This is a genomic window from Idiomarina sp. D18 (genome assembly GCF_057748155.1).
Genome location: NZ_CM173240.1, coordinates 1,222,461 through 1,239,655, shown reverse-complemented (window position 1 = coordinate 1,239,655; position 17,195 = coordinate 1,222,461). Strand labels below are relative to the sequence as shown.

Here is a 17,195-nt window from a genome sequence, read left to right as displayed (position 1 = left end):
AGGTATACATCATGTTACGGAAGTTAGCCTTTAAGCTAACTTTGGGCTTGTTCCCAAATTATCAAAATGGGAACAAGCAAGACCACTAAAAACGGGTTCTTTACCCCTTTATACCCCCTTGAGTACTCAAAATCACGTTTTTCAGCAAAAAAGGAACTAGATCATGGCTGAAGTACAAGCGGTTAAAGATCTGGATACCGTAAAGCTAATCAGCTACCTTCTCAAACGAACTTACGGACAGCAAATTGCTGACGTTTGGGATGTTGGCCTGAACCTGGCGTTGCGGATCTCAGATTTACTATCCATCAAGTTTGAAAATATCGAGCACGACAGGCTGTTGCTAGTTGAAGGCAAAACGTCGAAGCTAGCGACAATTAAACTCAATGAAAAGGCGAGGTCTATCATTGCCCGGATTAAAGAAGAACACCCAGACCATATTTACTTATTTCAATCCTATCGAAACCAAAGGTCTAAAGGTTTGGACGAGGCCCCAATTAGCCGCCGTTACGTGTCGCGGGCGTTCGCAGCGATAGGGGAGGAAGTTGGTATTAAACTGGGGACTCACTCAATGCGAAAGACCCGTGGTTATCATCTTTACAAGAACACTAACGACATTGCCAGGGTTATGAAGATGTTAAGGCATAGCTCTGAGGCTGTGACCTTACGTTATATCGGAATTACCCAGGAGGATGTTGACCGGGATTTTGCTGAGTTAGAGTTGTAAGCTAACTGGAGTGGTGTAAATTAGCCTACACCACTCTGGTTTTTTCCGCTCTGAATAAGTTAGATTTTTTAGCCTAATAGCTGAGTTAAAAAATCGGATAATGGTATAAAAGTGGAAATGGCGGCTCAGGTCATATTCTAGTCTAGGTTTTAGACGGATAAACAGTGTTCGCAGTAAGAGGGTCTATTCAACGCGAGGCATTATATCAAATTAACTGATATTTTGGTTTGGGGTTATAGCGTCTGTTTTAGTCGGGCAACTACATGTTTGTCCATGCCGTATTACTCCGTGATTTTTAGAAAATTTATCTTGAGGGACAAGACAATGGTAGATGTGAACTCAGTGACGGCTGCTTTGGGAAGTATAAAAGCAGCGACTGACATAGCGAAGGTGATAAAAGAAAGTGGCTCAACTCTGGAAAAGGCTGAAAAAAAGCTACAAATAGCGGAGTTAGTTAGTGCATTGGCAGATGCAAAATTAGAAATCGCAAGTATTCAGGATGACCTTATCTCGAAAGACCAGGAGCTAGCCGATTTAAAAAAAGCTCTAGAGTTGAAAGAAAGCGTTTTTTGGGGAGCTCCCTCATATTGGGTGAATGGCGTTGATGGTAAAGATGGCCCATTTTGCCAGCGATGTTACGACAAAGAAGGCCAGTTAATAAGGCTCCAAGTTCACGATAAAGGCTCATGGCGATGCTATTCCTGCAATAGTTATTTTGAGGACGGCGATTACGAGCCACCTTCCTTTGTTGAATCGTTTTAGCATTGCTATTTCAGGGTTTGCTTAAGTACTCTCTGCATATTCGTGTAGCCAAAGAGTCCAGCGTACAATAGATGGAGTCCTCGTTGAATCCTAATCTGAGCAGTTGCTGTAATATTTTACCTTTGGCAGAGTAATCGATATCGATGTAATCAATAAGGTCGTCCGTGCCGTGTTTGGCCAGATCAAAAGAATCTTCTCCATGAATAGTGAAAACGCTTTGTTGTGCGGACATACGCGCATCTAAAGGTATTGTGTCTATCGCAATTGGGTAGCCGAGCCTAAGATGGACCTCGTCTGAGACTAGGTTTGCTGGTAGATATGAATCAAATAGTAACTTAATGCTAACATCCGCTTTGTAAGGCTTAAGCTCAAGGTCTTTTGTGCAGAAATAGTTTTTGGTTTCTATATAGCGCAAGTTCGACTGAGAGGGACAGTAAACTCTCTCAAACCCAAGAACGGTATGATTTAATCGATAGGGGTTAAGTAGCCAAACTCGAGGATTGTCTTTTTTTTCGTCTGGTTGTGTTAGCGCAAAATAAAGAGCCACTAATGGAGATTTAGTCCAATCCAGCAAGCGAGTAGGTAGCCCATGATGCTGCATTAAAGAATATAAATACCAAGGGTTATCGTTCTTTGGAGAATGATATTTGAAATGATCCTTGAGAAAGTTGTAGACAAGATTATCCTCCAGATCCCTGGAAATGTCTGCCCAATGAACTTTTGGCTTTGGAGTATAACTTGTTGATGGTACGCCTCGAAACCATACGTTCTCGTATTTATCTGTCTCTGAGATGTAGTCTTCGATTGTTGAAACTGTCATTACTGAATACCTTCATTTTAGGCAAACTAAAAAGTCTGTTACTTACCCATTAAAAATTCGCCCAGCCATCTTATCCAGACGCTTCTTAACCTGCTCCCAATTTGGCATAACTTGTCCCATAAGCCGATAAAACCGCTCGCTGTGGTTGTGCTCAGCTATGTGACACAGCTCGTGCAGTATGACGTAGTCAATGCATTCGCGGGGAGCTTTAACCAGCAGTGGGTTTAGGGTAATGCGTCCGTTAGGTGAGCAGCTGCCCCATTGGGTTTGCATGGTCAGTGTTCGCAAAGGAGGGCGGCTATCAACCCATAACGCGTGCTCTAAAACGGCGTCTAAACGCTTGTGGAAGACCTCTTTAGCCCTGACCTTGTACCACGCGTCCATTGCCGCTTTTACTCGCTCTGGTGTGTACTCACGAACGTTTACTTCAAGTTGTCCTCGCAACAGCTTAACACCGGTTGCTTGGTCGGATTTCGCCAGAACTTTTAGCAGGTACTGCTTACCCAGGTAATAATGGCTTTCGCCACTGACATAACGACGTGGCGTAATGTGCGTTAGCTGCTTACGAAATTCTCGCAGTTGTTGGTAAATCCAACGTGCACGTTTTTTAGCCGCTCGTAATACTTCGTCATCGGAGCTATCAATCGGTGCGGCGATCTTTACAGAGCAATCAGGTAGCACCTTGATTTTAATTTTTCGCTGAGGGCTTTTAGCGGCGACGCGTTCAAGCTCAATCAGTTCGTCGGCGTAATAAAAGCCGAGCCTTTCTCCATACCGCTGAGACTCTTCACTCACATGATCAGCAAAACGTATCGCAACGTTCATGGCTTAATGACCCAACTGCCCAACACGAACAACCTGCACAATCGCTTCTACAATCTTCTTAGCCTGGTCTATACCCCCGCCGACCGCTTTGCATTCAGCGAATAGTTTCGGCAGTAGCTTTTTACGAATATCAGCTTCAATGTTATTCGGGTTAATCGAGTTTTCCGCAACGGACTGGCTAACGATGCTATCGACATCAAACGCAATCTCTACCCATTTCTCCTGCGATTGCTCGTCCATCACAGTAAAAGCCTCGGGCAGGTGTTTTTTAAACACACCGTAATAGGCTTGTGCATGATGGTTGCCGGTCAACCGTTCAGGGATATCATTCAAGCGACGCTCTTGTACCTGCTCTTCAAACTCACGGAACAACATGTACTGTTTCAGCGGATGGTCAAACAGCTTTTCCGCTTCTTCAATGGCTTCACGCAGGAGCTTAGAAAAGGCTTCTTGAGCGTAGGGGTCGTCCCCGAGCTCTTGTTCGATCATCTTAGTGACGCGGGTTTTGATGATGTCGGTTTCGTTGCGGGTTTTATCTTCGCTCCAGTCTTCCGGTGCTTGTTTCTGGCCCATCTTGCCGACTTCGTATACGCCTTCAGAGTCACGTACCTCGACACCAACGACGTGTTTATTCAGCAGTTTTTTCACCTCGTGAGCGTACTCGTCGTAACTGACACGCTCGCCGGAATCCTGTTGCACGGTTTGACGCAGACTGGACAGTTGTTTCACCGTCTCTTTGTATTGTCGGCGATCCTTATCGGTAAAGCTCTTATCTTCAAAGAAGGTAGCCGACTGCAGTGCAACTTTAAGGCAAGTGGCAAAGGCTGTGAGTGCTTCGTAAAAGTCTTCCCGGCGTTTTTGGTTTTTATCGACCATTTCGCCGTTTATTTCTTCCATGCGAGACAACAGGGCATGACGCAGGGCTTCGGTATCCGATTTATTCTTAACACCGTCAAATATCGCCCAGAGCTCTTTATAAAGCTGGGGTAGGCGTTTGTACTCGGTACTCATTTGCTGGTACAGGCCGTCGATATCATCGATGTCATAGCCACCCTGAGTACGAAATGCCAGGTCCTGATAGTCTTGTATGGTGGTATCCAATTCGGACAGAATGCCGCGATAATCAATCAGCAGACCAAATTTCTTGTCGGGGTGCAGACGGTTCACGCGAGCAATGGCCTGGATTAGGTTGTGACCTTTCAGCGGCTTATCAATATAGAGCACCGCGTTTTTCGGTTCATCAAAGCCTGTTAGTAGCTTATCAACCACAATCAACAGCTTCAGCTTAGGGTCTTTATCAAACCGCTCGACCAGCTCTTTGGTATAATTTTGCTCATCAGCAGAGCCGACGTGGCTTTTCCACCATTTAGTGACTTCCGGCATGGTTTTCTCGTCAACCGCCGTGTTGCCTTCACGGGTATCAGGTGAGCTCATCACTACAGCGGATTCAAAAAGACCAACCTCATCCAGGTATTTTTTGTACTTAATGGCAGAGGCTTTGCTGTCGCAGCAAAGTTGGCCTTTTAAGCCTTCATCGATGTTCTTGTCGAAGTGATGGGCAATGTCGTAGGCAATTAGCTGTATACGCTCATCGGTGCCGTAGACTTGGCCTCTGCGGCTGAACTTTTTCTTTAAGTCACCCTTTTGCTCGTCACTTAAACCGCCCGTCATGCGCTCAAACCAGGCGTCAATGGCACGCTCGTTGACATCAAGGTCGGGTATACGCTCTTCGTAGAGTAGGGGCGTCACGGTTTTATCTTCGACCGCACGTTGCATGGTGTAGGCATGCACGATAGGCCCAAACTTGTTGGTGGTTTTATCGTCTTTTAACAGCGGTGTACCGGTAAAGGCGACAAATGACGCGTTCGGCAATGCCTGATTCATGCGAATGTTATTTTCACCGCCCTGGCTGCGGTGGCCCTCGTCAATGAGCACAATAATATTCGGGCTGTCGTTATGACACTCCGGCAGTTTGGTGGCTGAGTTAAACTTTTGAATGAGCGTAAAGATAATGCGCTCGTTGCCTTTACCTATTTGCTGAGCCAGTCGCTTGCCCGACGTGGCCATGGCTGCTTCTTTATCTTTCTTACTGGATAACTCGCCGCCAGATGCAAAGGTCTTCGAGAGCTGGTTTTCTAAATCAACACGGTCGGTGACAACAATGACACGGCATTGTTTCAGCTCTTCGTGCAAAATCAGCGCTTTGGATAAAAACACCATGGTGAGGGACTTACCCGAGCCGGTGGTATGCCAAATGACGCCACCTTCACGACCGCCTTTGCTGTTGCGTTTTTGAATACGCTCAAGCAGACGTTTTATGCCAAATACTTGCTGGTAACGACCGACAATCTTGCCAATCTTTTTATCGAAAATGGTGAAATAGCGCACCATATCGAACAAACGTTCTTTAGATAGCAGGCTTATCAGCAGTTTATCCTGCCCGGTTACCATCAACTCGCCACCGGCAAGCAGGTTCTGATACCAGCTCAGGTCACGCTTATCACGGTGGGCAAATAGAAGTTGTAAGGTGGCATCATCTAGCGGTTTATTCTTGAGCGCCAGCATTTCAGCATCGCTGATATCTTCTTCTTTCCAGGCTGCCCAAAACTTTTCCGGGGTCTCGACAGTGCCATAACGCCCATCGATGCCATTAACGGATAACAACAGTTGCGAATAGGCAAACAGGTGAGGGACTTCGTCAGGACGTTGGTTACGTAGACTCTGTGAAATGCCTTCGTTTATCGTTGGGCCTTTTTGCGCGTTACCGTCCGGGCGTTTGGCTTCAATGACCACCAGCGGTAGGCCGTTCACGAAGCAAACCAGATCAGGGCGACGGCTATCAAAACCACCGGCACGCGTTACTGTGTATTCTTCGGTGAAGTGAAACTCGTTATTATCGGGATTTTGCCAGTCGATGATAGAGACGGTCGGCGTGACTTTTTTGCCGTCGATAAACTCGGTTACTGGAATGCCGTACATTAAATGGTTATAAATGGCCTCGTTGGCATGCTGGAGGCCCTCATTAAGGGCAGGGCTGCACAGATGCGAGAGAATGTTATCAATGGAGTTATCGGACAACGGATAGCTTTTACCGGCATAAGTAAAGGTACGTTTGCTTAGTACATTGCGTAATACCTCACGCAACACCACACGATCTTGCTTATCACCCCGCAGCGCCAGCGCTTCCTGTGGCGATAAAAATGACCACCCCAAACCGGCTAAGAGCGTCATGGCCGGTATTTTAGCGGCGTATTCTTCCTGAAATTTTGGGGCAAACTGTTCCATTGTTTTCTCCGCGTAACGCTGCCTGACGGCAACAGGCGCTTTTATTATTTTTAAATCAAAAAATAAGCTACCAGATTAAGTTATTCGGCGAAACCGAATAACTCAGCTCTACTCAGTAGTAAACTCAAAGTTGACTACTGCCTGTTCAGCTTTAGTTATTCCTGGATTTGAGATTCGCTGATACCGTTATCGCGCCCCACATAATCATCCAGTGTTTGACCGTGCTTGGTTTTCCATTCCTTCCAGCCATTTGTAGCACCAAGGACTAAAAGGCAGGACGCCCCACTGGGCGTTTTGAATAGGTAGTCTTTTTGGAAAACAACGTTTTCACCCTCTTTAGCGAGAACGCCTTTTTCTAGCAGCGAATCACGCTGAGCGATTAAGCGCGGCTGTGTTGTTTTTCGTTTCGGTACGTAAGGCGCTGATGAGCCTTTTAAAATGACCATACCTTCATTAGTGTAAAACGCTTTGGCATCAACGCCACCGCGCTGGCAGTAAAAGACCTCTTCTGTGGCGGCTTCATCGGCATCGACCAAGGCTTCAAAAATAGGGTAGCCCAGTGTGGCTAGAAGCAAAGAGCCTACTCGATGTATTTCATCGCAGTCCGCTTTCAATGGAATTGGTGTATGAGGCTTCTGTCCGCGATTTCCGTTAACCAACTCGTAACGGCCACATTGGCGTGCTGTTTCAATACTTAATGACTCAAGGTAAAGCACGTGGGTTTGCGTCAGGTTATTGGTGAGTGAGATTAAAACTAACGCTCGCTCCCAGTCCTTCGAGTCATCTTTTAAGTGCTGACCCAAGCGATGCCCCACATCACCTGACTGACCAATATAGACCTCATCCTGATTCTCTCTGCCCACCAGGAAGTACATACCTACCTGATGAGCTTCGGGCATTTTTAGAAACTCACCAATTTGGTTGCGAGGCACTTCTACTAAACGAACAATTGATGTGGTGACCTCAGCAACACGAATACCGGACGGATCGCCGTTGGGTAAAAAAATTTGGATAGTTCTGGGTTGTTTATCGGTCATGCCGTACCCTCATCAACCTTCACGCGACGTTTGCCGGTGAGGAGTTGTTGCATTAAGGCTTTTTTCTCGTCGTTTAGTACAATGAGTTTTTGCTCCAAATAAGCTGTTTCTTGTTCAGCTTTATTAAGAATGTTGGAAATGCTTTGTTGCTCTTCTGGAGCGGTTGGGAACCATACAGACAATGACTCCAAGTCTTTCCTTTGAATATTGGGCAAACCTGAGCCAACCCTTAATCTCATTATTCTATTTTGGTTAAACTTTAGTAGGTGGTAGGTGAATGCCAACTCAAGTTTTGAATCTCTTACGGCATAGCAGTGACCTCCACACCAAAACTTGTTGGTTTGGAAACCAATGTGACCACATGAATTTCCACCTTCACTAATTGTAATAGTATTCGCTTCAGTATTGAATTCGCATGTATACCCAGAGGGTTCTACACCACCGTTAATTACAGGGAATTCGCCTGTTTTCGATAGTGTATTTCTGTTGATTTGCTTACCCTTATTGACTTTTATTAAATCTTTGAGGCTCGAACTACCCCACTCGCCCTTAAACCGCACACCATTCTTATCCAGCAGGCGTTTTTTGCCGGTGAGCAGTTGTTGCATGAGGGCTTTTTTCTGCTGCTGGCTATTGGCGAGTAGTTGCTCTGTGGTGGTGATGGCCTTATCCCAGGTTGAGAGGATTTGGGCTATTTTCTTTTGTTCCTCAAGGGAGGGGATGGCTACAGGAGTTTTTTCAAGGGCACCTTTATTAATTTTGACCATTGTGCCACTGCTGCCAGCCGCGCAACTTTTAAAGTAAGCTCGAACTCGTGAACTTTTTAACTGTTGTTCTATAAACGTTTTGTCAACTTTGTTTTGGTCGACACGAAAACGCATCATTAAATCAGGGTACGAACAATTATTAACTTCTCCTTTAAAGCGGATTGATCTACCAACTTTGTCTGGAGTGTTTGAGCGACTGACCAAGAAGTCGTCTTTTTTGAGGAGACTTTTTAAAACTTTTTCTACTGGCACGACAGGTTTTACTTCTGATATATTAACGCCGCTTTCTCCTAAAGCTCCCAAGCCTAATACCCAATAACCTGTCTCGGAGTCGCTAGCAACAGGAGAAAACCCGTTTTTGATCGTTCCATCTAGCAAATCCTTTAAATGACGAGTTTTCCATCCCTCAGGTACCATAACCCAACTCCTCCAGATATTTTTCCATCTGGTTTTCTAACTCATCCAGTTCTACTTTTAGCTTTTGGCGTTCAGCTCGTACAGCCATCAAATCAATTTCTTCCTCTTCTTCGAAGGTATCGACGTAGCGGGGGATGTTCAGGTTGTAGTCGTTTTCCTGAATTTCTTCGCGTGTTGCCAGGTACGAATATTTGTCGACGGTTTCACGGCTACGGTAGGTATCGACGATTTTCTGAATGTTGTCGTCGCTTAGCTGATTTTGGTTTTTACCTGACTTAAATTCACGTGAGGCGTCGATGAACAGTACCTTGTCATCGGACTTTGACTTTTTGAATACTAAAATAGCGGCCGGGATACCGGTGCCGTAGAAAAGCTTCTCCGGCAGCCCGATGACTGCGTCTAACAGGTTTTCGTCAATCAGTTGCTGGCGAATTTTACCTTCTTTCGAGCCTCGGAATAATACGCCGTGTGGTACAACTACGCCCATACGTCCGCTGCCGGGCTTCAGTGTTTCTATCATGTGCAGGATAAACGCATAGTCGCCTTTGGTTTTGGGCGGTACACCACGACGGAAACGACTGAACTTGTCGTTCTCTGCGTCATCATGACCCCATTTATCCAGACTAAAAGGTGGGTTAGCGGTCACGATATCAAACAGCATCAGGTCGCCGTTTTTATCCAACAGCTTAGGATTACGAATGGTATCGCCCCATTCAATTTTATGATTGTCCTCGCCATGCAGGAACATATTCATTTTGGCTAGCGACCAGGTAGAGCCAATAGCCTCCTGACCAAATAGGGCGTATTCTTTGCTGTCATGGTTTGCGATGACCTTACGACCACACTTCATCAATAAAGAGCCGGAGCCACATGCAGGGTCACAAATACTGTCGCCGGGTTGTGGGTCAAGTAGCTCTGCTATTAAGTCGGATATTTCTGGTGGGGTATAAAACTCACCGGCTTTTTGACCTCCGCTGGCGGCAAAGTGTTTAATCAGGTATTCGTAGGCGTTACCGATAACATCCAGCGAGCCAACGCGACTGGGCTTTAAGTTAAGCTCAGGCTTGGCGAAGTCTTCCAGCAGATGACGCAGAATGTCATTTTTCTGCTTTTCTTCACCTAACTTGTCGGTATTAAAGCTGATGTCCTGGAAGACGCTTTTGCCAGCGTCTTTTAGTTTGGTGCCGTTGGCTTCTTCAATGGCGTGCAGAGCTTGGTCTATGCGTTCACCATTACCCGGCTCGTAGCGACGGTCGTAAAGTGCATAAAAGCTAGCATCACGCGGTAACACAAAGCGTTCGCTCTTCATCATCTCTTCAATCAGTTCGGGCTCATCACCATGCTGGGCTACGTATTGGTCGTAATGGTCCTGCCATACATCCGAGATGTATTTAAGGAAAAGCATGGTCAGAAGAAAGTCTTGATAGGTTCCGGCATTTATCGTACCGCGAAAGGTGTCACAAGCGTTCCAAAGTGCTTTATTGATGCTGTCCTGGCTAATCGTTGTCATTGTTATTAACGTCCCCGTACAACCGTTAGTCTTCCATAAGTGGCTTCATTATGCCACGGATAACATTGATGTCACGGGTCATAGTCTAAATATGGAATGCGACAATATAGGTCGCAAGCCACTACTGACTGGCGACCTTGTTCTCGTAGGCTATTGCTCGTCTTTTTCTTCTTCCGCATCCCGTTCAGCGATGCATTGCATAATCCAGTCGTCTATCTCGTCAGCGACCCAAGCTACGGCTCGACCACCCAACGATACCGGCTTAGGGAAAAGTCCTTTAGCCATGTATTTGTAGATAGTGGGGCGGGCCAAACTGGTGACATGCATGACTTCTTTTACTTTCATTAATTTCATTCTGCTTCTCCTCTTTTGTGTCAGAGGATGATGTAGAGCTGTAATTTTTTACATTACCCCATACCTTCGGAGACCCCCCGGGTTAAATGCCCGCATGCGTTCGCTTGCGTTCAGGTGCAAAGAAAAATTAATCAAACCTATATCACCTAATGGCAGTTACGGCTGCAGTAAATTAACTGTCAATTAGGAGAAGATTTATGTCGAACGTAACGGTCGTATATACCAAGTCAGAACTTGAGCGAGCTATAGAAAGACAAGACAAAACCATTGCTGTAAAAAGCGCATCGTTGGCTGATGACGTGAGAACGGTCAAGGCAGCATCATCGGGTGCCTTTGCTTTAGCCGTTGGCTCTGCTGGGGTTTTTGCTACTAACTTCTGGAACCCGTTGGGGTGGGGCTCAGGTATTATTGGGACCTTATCTACTGGCTCACTGATCACAGCAATTATAGCGATTGGTCTCAGCACAACATTGCTATTCGCTATTTACAACGACTACTCGATAAAGGGGCGAACATCGATACGAATGGCTGGTGGTAACAGCATTGATGCAGATCTGGTTATGGAGAGGGACTAGGTATGGGGAGCATGAGACGAAACATTATCGCCGTTAAAACGCGCCCTGGTGAGGTCCGTTTCGTTGCTGTTGCATCAATTGAACGAGTGGAGGCGTTTGGTAATTACGTGAAGATTTACTTTGGTAACGAGCGAGTTCTGCATCGAGCAACGCTTTCGGATATGGAAGACATACTGGACGATCGATTTATTCGAATTCACCGAAGCCACATCGTAAAGCGTGACCACCTGCGAAAGCTTTTATCAGAGCTAGGTCGATACCAGGAGGTCGAGTTGGCTGACGAAACAGTACTTCCGCTTGGCGGCAACTATAAGCGCCAGCTAATGCTCGAGCTAGGTTTGTAGCGAGTAAGCTCAGGGTGAAGTCACTCTGGGCTTATTTTTTGTCTGAGATGTCGGCTCGCTAATATCAGTTGAATTAAACGTCGGCTTAACTTTGGCTTTTCTATCTCACATGCTCTTGATTTGATTACCTTTTAACTAAAGCTACGAATATGGTAAGAGTAATAGGGCAATTAGGATGGACTACAAATTTAGAAGTAAGTCAGAAAGAAACGTCCTCAAAACTCTATTAATCGATGATAAGGAGAGTCGTGTGAAAGACGAGATCTTGAAGAGCTTTTTAGCTACATTTATAGAGCAAAATGACCTATCAGAAGTGGGTGAAGACGAAGCATTCGAAAATTTCGTTAACTATAATATTGTTTCGCGGTTGTACCCAAGAGACGTGGATTTTGAAGTCCTCTCTACTGGAGGTAGTGATGATCTTGCTATTGATGGTGCTGCGATAATAGTAAATGGAAATATCGTCACATCAGTTGACGAGATTGACTATTTACTCGAAAGAAATGGAACTTTGGATGTAACTTTTGCGCTGATTCAATCTAAGAATTCGCCAAAATTCAAAGGGGAGCAAGTTGGTAACTTCATCTTTGGAGTTAAAAGCTTCTTTGATGACGAACCATCGCTCCCTGAAAACGACAGAATCTCTAAACTGCGTGTACTTAAAGAGGAAATATATAAAAAGTCAATTCATTTTGAAGAATCTCCTGAATTAAAACTGTTTTTTGTCACAACTGGCAGTTGGAAAGAGCCTGATCAAATCAAAGGTAAAGCAAGAAGAGAGTTGAGAGAGATTGATGAGCGAAGCTTGTTTAACAACGAAGCTGCTATTGAATTTTATGATGCTGAGCGCCTGAAAAGTACATATCGAGAGCTGAGCCGTAAATCTGTAAAGGAGATACCATTTAACAACCATGTAGCTCTTCCAGACATGCCTGAAGCGTTGAATGTAAGGCAGTCGTTTCTTGGGAGTATTTCTGTCGAGTCTTACCTTGACTTGATTACTAACTCGGATGGCAACCTATCAAAAGAGCTTTTTTATGACAATGTTCGGGATTACCAAGGTAGTAATAAGGTAAATAGAGAAATAGCTGAGACGTTAAATTCATCTACGCGGCAAGCTTTGCTTCCTTTGCTCAATAATGGAATAACAGTGATTGCAAAGAAAGTCGATAAAATTGGCTCGAAGCTCAAGCTAACAGACTTTCAGGTCATAAATGGGTGTCAATCCAGTCATGTTCTTTTTGAACACAGAGATCTGATATCACCTAACTCACAGATAATCCTCAAAATTATAGATACAAATGATCAGGATGTAATTAATGACATTATACGAGCTGCTAACCGTCAAACAGAAGTAAAAGATGAAGCCTTTGAGTCACTGAAGCCATTTCATAAAGACTTAGAGGAATTTTATAAAGCAAAAGCTTCACGAGTCTCACCCCCCATTTATTACGAACGTCGCTCAAAACAATACCTTGGACATCCAAAAGTTAAACCCTATCAGGTGGTAACTTTGGCGTCTCAGGTGAAGTCATATGTTGCCACTGTACTAGAACAGCCTCAGAGTACGCATCGTTACTTCGGTGAGTTACTTGATAGCAACAAGGGCAAGCTATTCAATAAAAAGGCAAACTTCGAAAAATATTATCTATCATCGTTAATTATGAATCGCCTCGATAATGCTACAAAAAATCACAAAATCCCTAAAAAATCAAAAAAGTTTAAGTTTCATATTGCTTTCTTGACATATAAGCTTTTATTGAAGCAGTCGTCAAAGGGCAACAGTTTAGAAGAAGCATTAGATACCGCAAGTAACCGAAATGACATACAGCCGCTCTTCGAAAAGTCGGTCGGAATAATCGAGCAAGCATTGCACTCAAGTAAAAAGCATAGAAGAGATGCAGAGCGTAGTAGGGACTTTACCAGCATATTACGCGATCTTGTCGAGACTGTGTAATGGAGAGTGTAAAAATATCTGTGTAAATGGCATTCTTAGCAATATCGAAGAAGGATATCAGAATGCCAATATCAGACAAACTCATCGATCAGCTGCTTGATGGCTGTGACTCACCCGACGACATTTTAGGTGAAGCTGGGCTGCTCAAGCAGCTTACCAAAAAAGTCGCTGAACGCGCTTTAGAAGCCGAGATGCAAGCCCATTTAGGCTACGCCCCAAATGATGCGGCCGGCAATAACAGCGGTAACTCCCGCAACGGTAAAACCAAGAAGGCTGTTCGTAGCACCAACGGTGACGTCGAGCTGGATATTCCCCGTGATCGCAACGGTAGCTTTGAGCCTAAACTGGTTCGCAAAGGTGAACGCCAGCTTAACGGATTCGATGAGCGCATCGTCGCGCTCTATGCCAGAGGCATGACTACCCGGGATATCCAGGCTTACCTTGAAGAAGCCTACGGTGTTGAAGTATCTCCCACATTCATATCTCAGGTTACAAACGAGGTGATGGACGAAGTAAAGGCCTGGCAACATCGACCACTGGCAAAGCTTTACCCGGTCGTTTACCTTGATTGCCTGGTGGTTCGCAGCCGTGACTCTGGCGTTGTTCAAAATAAGTCAGTCTACCTGGCGCTTGGTATTAACACCGACGGTGAAAAAGAGCTCCTTGGCCTGTGGATGGCGCAAACCGAAGGCGCTAAATTCTGGTTATCTGTGATGAACGAGCTTAAAAATCGCGGCGTCGATGATATCTTTATCGCCTGCTGCGATGGCTTGAAGGGCTTCCCCGAAGCCATTGAAGCGGTTTACCCGAAGACTCAGGTACAGCTGTGCATCGTGCATCAAATTCGCCACTCTATGCGTTACGTAAACTGGAAGCAACGCAAGATCATCGCAGCTGACTTAAAGCTAATTTATGGTGCTGCCACCCGCGCTGCAGCAGAGCAGGCGCTGGAAGAGTTCGCTGAAAAGTGGGATGAAGAGCATCCGACCATAAGCCGCTCATGGCGGGCAAACTGGGAACGCTTAAGCGTATTCTTCGAATACCCGGCGGAGATACGTAAGGCTATCTACACCACTAACGCCATCGAATCGCTGAACGCGTCATTGCGTAAAATTACCAAGACTCGCCGGTCGTTCCCGAATGATGAGGCCATCATGAAGGTATTGTACTTAGCCTTGCATCAGGCATCGAAAAAGTGGACGATGCCCATACGCAACTGGAAACCGGCCATGGCGCAATTCGAGATCATGTATCAGGATCGGATTTAACAGTGCAAACAGCCATTTACACAAAATTTTTTACAGTCTCGTGTAATGGGGCAGTCTATTTAACATCAACGCCGTTCGATTAGTTAGTATGCACGTAGAGCAAACTCTGCGTGTATACAATCTTTAGGAAAGAGCCTTCTCGGTAGCTTGAGCGCCAAATATTTAAAAGTTCGCACTGAATGTAAAAGTGCTATATTCGTCTGATATAAAAAACTTAAAGGGACTGCAATGCCTAAATATTTACTGTTACTTCTTTTAGTGATGATTCCAGCAGCGAATGCCGATGACTTCGATATTGTAACCCAGTTTATTCAGTTGAGTGATAAAACCAAGGTTGTTGGTGCATCGCGTGAAGATATTTTAGCGGTTGCAGAGCTGCTATCGGAAGACATGCGTTATCAGCACCCGAGCTACAATCAAGACTTGACGAAGTCTCAATTTGTCGAGGGATTAACGCGTTATATGGGAACCGCTGAATCGCTCTCAACGGAAGTGAAAAGCCGAATAACGGGTAAAGGCGCTATAGCTATTTCATACGTGTCCACCTTGATCAGAAACGGCAATGAAGAAGTTGACTCAACTCCTTTAATGCGACTGTTTGAACTGGAAAACGATAAAATAACTTTAATCAGAGAGTATTGGTGATGGATCGGTGACATAGTAAAAGTTGTTAAATAGGAGACTTGCCGAGGGCTCTGCAATGGCTTCTAACAGATCATACTTGGGGCTTGCTAAAGTTTTCACCTACAGTCGCCTGCTCATTATTAAACAGGACTGTACCGCGTTTACCTGGCATCTCAGGAAAGGACGTTGCTGGAAACTGTTTAAACTTAACGGTTAAGTAATCTTTTGTGTCAACGCTCATGTGTCGATCCCGTATAAGCTTAGGGAGATGTAGTTTTATATCCTCTTCTCGCCAAACAATCATGAAAGCTAAAGGGAAAAACTTGATCAACTCGTATGACACACAGCATTTTGTTATATCAAAACATGTCGTCATAGCTTTGAGAACTTTTACTTCTTTGGATGGATAAAACCAATAGTAAATTTCAAACTCTTCTGGCAGAGAAGCATTACTGTCGAAAAAGTAGTCATGCATAAGTTTGTATATATGAGCGTGAGGCCGTGGACTCTCGACTAAATCAATGGCATTTCCGGCCATAATACAACCTATGACCGCTCTAGCGATCTTCTGTGGCTCAGCGACAAAGTCACGTTCTAAAGGGAGCGCTAAATTGTGCTCGACTAATGAGTTGGCATATTTCGTGACAGTTGAGATGAATTCAGTAAGAGACGGTCCATATTTTTGACCTAGCCAGAAATTGTTGCAGTCAGAGCAGGTGCTTCGATAATTGAGTCCGCCCTGAACAATAGAGGACCCCAATTTGGCTTCACTAGAGCCAAGTAATGCTCTAAGTTTTACCGCACTGATGTTTCCGCAGCTTTTTGGAGGGATATGCTCTCTAGTAAGAGAACCAAAGCGTCGACAGATAGCGCAGTAGCCCTGTTTAGGTCCATGAGTACGGATTCTTTGATGTATTTTCGACTCTCTCATTTTTTGCTCTTAAGCGGCTAATACGACCTACATAGTTGCAGAATGCGAGTGTTGGAGCAAACCTTGATGGAGAAAGACGAGCAAGTTATAAAATATCGAGATAAGTAAGTCTAAAAAGGCGACTATAGAGTCGCCTTTGATTCTAGATATCAATCACACTCCGACCATTCAGTCTCGCCAATGTCCTTACACTCGACCTCAGACGTCCCATCAGGTAATGTTGTCTTACGTCGCCAGCTTGGTCCTTCTGGTGATGTATACATACGCTGGGTATCGACTAAGTTCTCGCCATCCATCACGCGAGTGCGTGTTTCGACGGACGCAAACGTTTCCAGAAGCGTGGCGGCATCATAGTCTTCTGACATGCTGAACTCATAAGAGGTTGCATCCGAAAGAATTGAGTCAATGTTCAATTCAGTTTTACGCTCTTGGAAGTCCTTCATGTAGTCAAATTGCGTAAATGCGCCAGCATCGCTGTCGTACCGTAAGGTATAGGTGTAGCTTTCGCCCAGGTTTTGGTCTAAGTCAGTGAGCTGACTGACTGTGATACGCTTCGAGCGAACATCGATACAGCTGTCATCGTTATTGGTAATTTCCACTTTTTCGGTTTCAGTCGCATCGGTGTTGGCGATGTATTCAAAAATATCAGCCGTGTTGCAGGTTTCATTGAAGTACGCGACTTCGACGGATGCGTCACCGATGGTTTTGAAGGATGAACGTCGATTGTACGTATAAATGACGTCAAAGCGTTGTTCAAAGTCATCGCTTACAATCTGTGTCTTAGCGCTGACACGGGCATTGTCTGACCATTCACCGTCAGCGGTGTCGGACGCCGGGGTAAAGATGTACTCTTCACGCACCCAATCCTCACCGTCTTTCAGGTAGCTAATCAGCGGCACTGCGTTGGGGCTTTCATCGGTAATGGCTTTCGTCTCTGCCAGAGACATCTTGAGGCCTTTAACGATTTTCTGAGCTAGGTTATGGGCATCCGTATC

16 protein-coding genes are annotated in these 17,195 nt (G+C 45.2%); 7 read left to right on the top strand and 9 right to left on the bottom strand.

The features are described 5' to 3' along the window. The first annotated feature begins 163 nt into the window (after positions 1-163). Both AC3AP5_RS05920 and AC3AP5_RS05915 read left to right on the top strand, forming a co-directional pair. Positions 164-724, top strand: coding sequence for a tyrosine-type recombinase/integrase (locus tag AC3AP5_RS05920; protein ID WP_487327227.1), 561 nt, complete (start codon positions 164-166; stop codon positions 722-724). 324 nt (positions 725-1,048) lie between these two features. Next, positions 1,049-1,486 (top strand): hypothetical protein, encoded by a 438-nt coding sequence (locus tag AC3AP5_RS05915; RefSeq protein ID WP_487327226.1) that lies wholly within the window; start codon positions 1,049-1,051, stop codon positions 1,484-1,486. Between the two features lie 10 nt (positions 1,487-1,496). On the opposite strand, the gene AC3AP5_RS05910 is transcribed toward AC3AP5_RS05915, so the two are convergent. The 7 genes from AC3AP5_RS05910 to AC3AP5_RS05880 form a co-directional block, all read right to left on the bottom strand. Beyond that, positions 1,497-2,306: an FRG domain-containing protein gene (locus AC3AP5_RS05910; RefSeq protein ID WP_487327225.1), complete on the bottom strand. Its 810-nt coding sequence runs from the start codon at positions 2,304-2,306 to the stop codon at positions 1,497-1,499. A 42-nt stretch (positions 2,307-2,348) separates the two neighbouring features. After that, positions 2,349-3,131 carry a M48 family metallopeptidase gene (locus AC3AP5_RS05905; protein WP_487327224.1) on the bottom strand — a complete coding sequence of 261 codons (783 nt, stop codon included), beginning with the start codon at positions 3,129-3,131 and terminating at the stop codon, positions 2,349-2,351. A gap of 3 nt (positions 3,132-3,134) precedes the next feature. Continuing rightward, the gene (locus tag AC3AP5_RS05900; protein ID WP_487327223.1) at positions 3,135-6,416 is read right to left on the bottom strand and encodes a type I restriction endonuclease subunit R; all 3,282 of its coding nucleotides are present in this window, start codon (positions 6,414-6,416) and stop codon (positions 3,135-3,137) included. A gap of 155 nt (positions 6,417-6,571) precedes the next feature. Next, positions 6,572-7,453, bottom strand: coding sequence for a GIY-YIG nuclease family protein (locus AC3AP5_RS05895; RefSeq protein ID WP_487327222.1), 882 nt, complete (start codon positions 7,451-7,453; stop codon positions 6,572-6,574). Further along, positions 7,450-8,637 carry a restriction endonuclease subunit S gene (locus tag AC3AP5_RS05890; protein ID WP_487327221.1) on the bottom strand — a complete coding sequence of 396 codons (1,188 nt, stop codon included), beginning with the start codon at positions 8,635-8,637 and terminating at the stop codon, positions 7,450-7,452. Before AC3AP5_RS05890 ends, AC3AP5_RS05895 begins: the two co-directional genes overlap by 4 nt. Next, positions 8,627-10,147 (bottom strand): type I restriction-modification system subunit M, encoded by a 1,521-nt coding sequence (locus AC3AP5_RS05885; protein ID WP_487327220.1) that lies wholly within the window; start codon positions 10,145-10,147, stop codon positions 8,627-8,629. The genes AC3AP5_RS05890 and AC3AP5_RS05885 overlap by 11 nt, the downstream gene beginning before the upstream one ends. 150 nt (positions 10,148-10,297) lie before the next feature. Continuing rightward, on the bottom strand, positions 10,298-10,501 hold the full coding sequence (locus tag AC3AP5_RS05880) for a helix-turn-helix transcriptional regulator (RefSeq protein ID WP_487327219.1): 204 nt from the start codon (positions 10,499-10,501) through the stop codon (positions 10,298-10,300). Positions 10,502-10,698: 197 nt separating this feature from the next. Between AC3AP5_RS05880 and AC3AP5_RS05875 the strand changes: the two genes are divergently transcribed. The 5 genes from AC3AP5_RS05875 (at position 10,699) to AC3AP5_RS05855 (ending at position 15,290) form a co-directional block, all read left to right on the top strand. After that, on the top strand, positions 10,699-11,076 hold the full coding sequence (locus tag AC3AP5_RS05875) for a hypothetical protein (RefSeq protein ID WP_487327218.1): 378 nt from the start codon (positions 10,699-10,701) through the stop codon (positions 11,074-11,076). Between the two features lie 11 nt (positions 11,077-11,087). Then, on the top strand, positions 11,088-11,420 hold the full coding sequence (locus AC3AP5_RS05870) for a LytR/AlgR family response regulator transcription factor (RefSeq protein ID WP_487327217.1): 333 nt from the start codon (positions 11,088-11,090) through the stop codon (positions 11,418-11,420). Between the two features lie 250 nt (positions 11,421-11,670). Next, positions 11,671-13,377 carry an AIPR family protein gene (locus AC3AP5_RS05865; protein ID WP_487327216.1) on the top strand — a complete coding sequence of 569 codons (1,707 nt, stop codon included), beginning with the start codon at positions 11,671-11,673 and terminating at the stop codon, positions 13,375-13,377. Between the two features lie 62 nt (positions 13,378-13,439). Then, a complete protein-coding gene (locus tag AC3AP5_RS05860; protein ID WP_487326572.1) occupies positions 13,440-14,645 on the top strand; it encodes an IS256 family transposase in 1,206 nt (401 codons plus the stop codon). A 228-nt stretch (positions 14,646-14,873) separates the two neighbouring features. Next, complete coding sequence (locus tag AC3AP5_RS05855) at positions 14,874-15,290, top strand: nuclear transport factor 2-like protein (protein WP_487327215.1); 417 nt, start codon at positions 14,874-14,876, stop codon at positions 15,288-15,290. A gap of 70 nt (positions 15,291-15,360) precedes the next feature. On the opposite strand, the gene AC3AP5_RS05850 is transcribed toward AC3AP5_RS05855, so the two are convergent. Then, positions 15,361-16,200: a hypothetical protein gene (locus tag AC3AP5_RS05850; protein ID WP_487327214.1), complete on the bottom strand. Its 840-nt coding sequence runs from the start codon at positions 16,198-16,200 to the stop codon at positions 15,361-15,363. 149 nt (positions 16,201-16,349) lie between these two features. Beyond that, positions 16,350-17,147, bottom strand: coding sequence for a hypothetical protein (locus AC3AP5_RS05845; protein WP_487327213.1), 798 nt, complete (start codon positions 17,145-17,147; stop codon positions 16,350-16,352). Positions 17,148-17,195 lie beyond the last annotated feature (48 nt).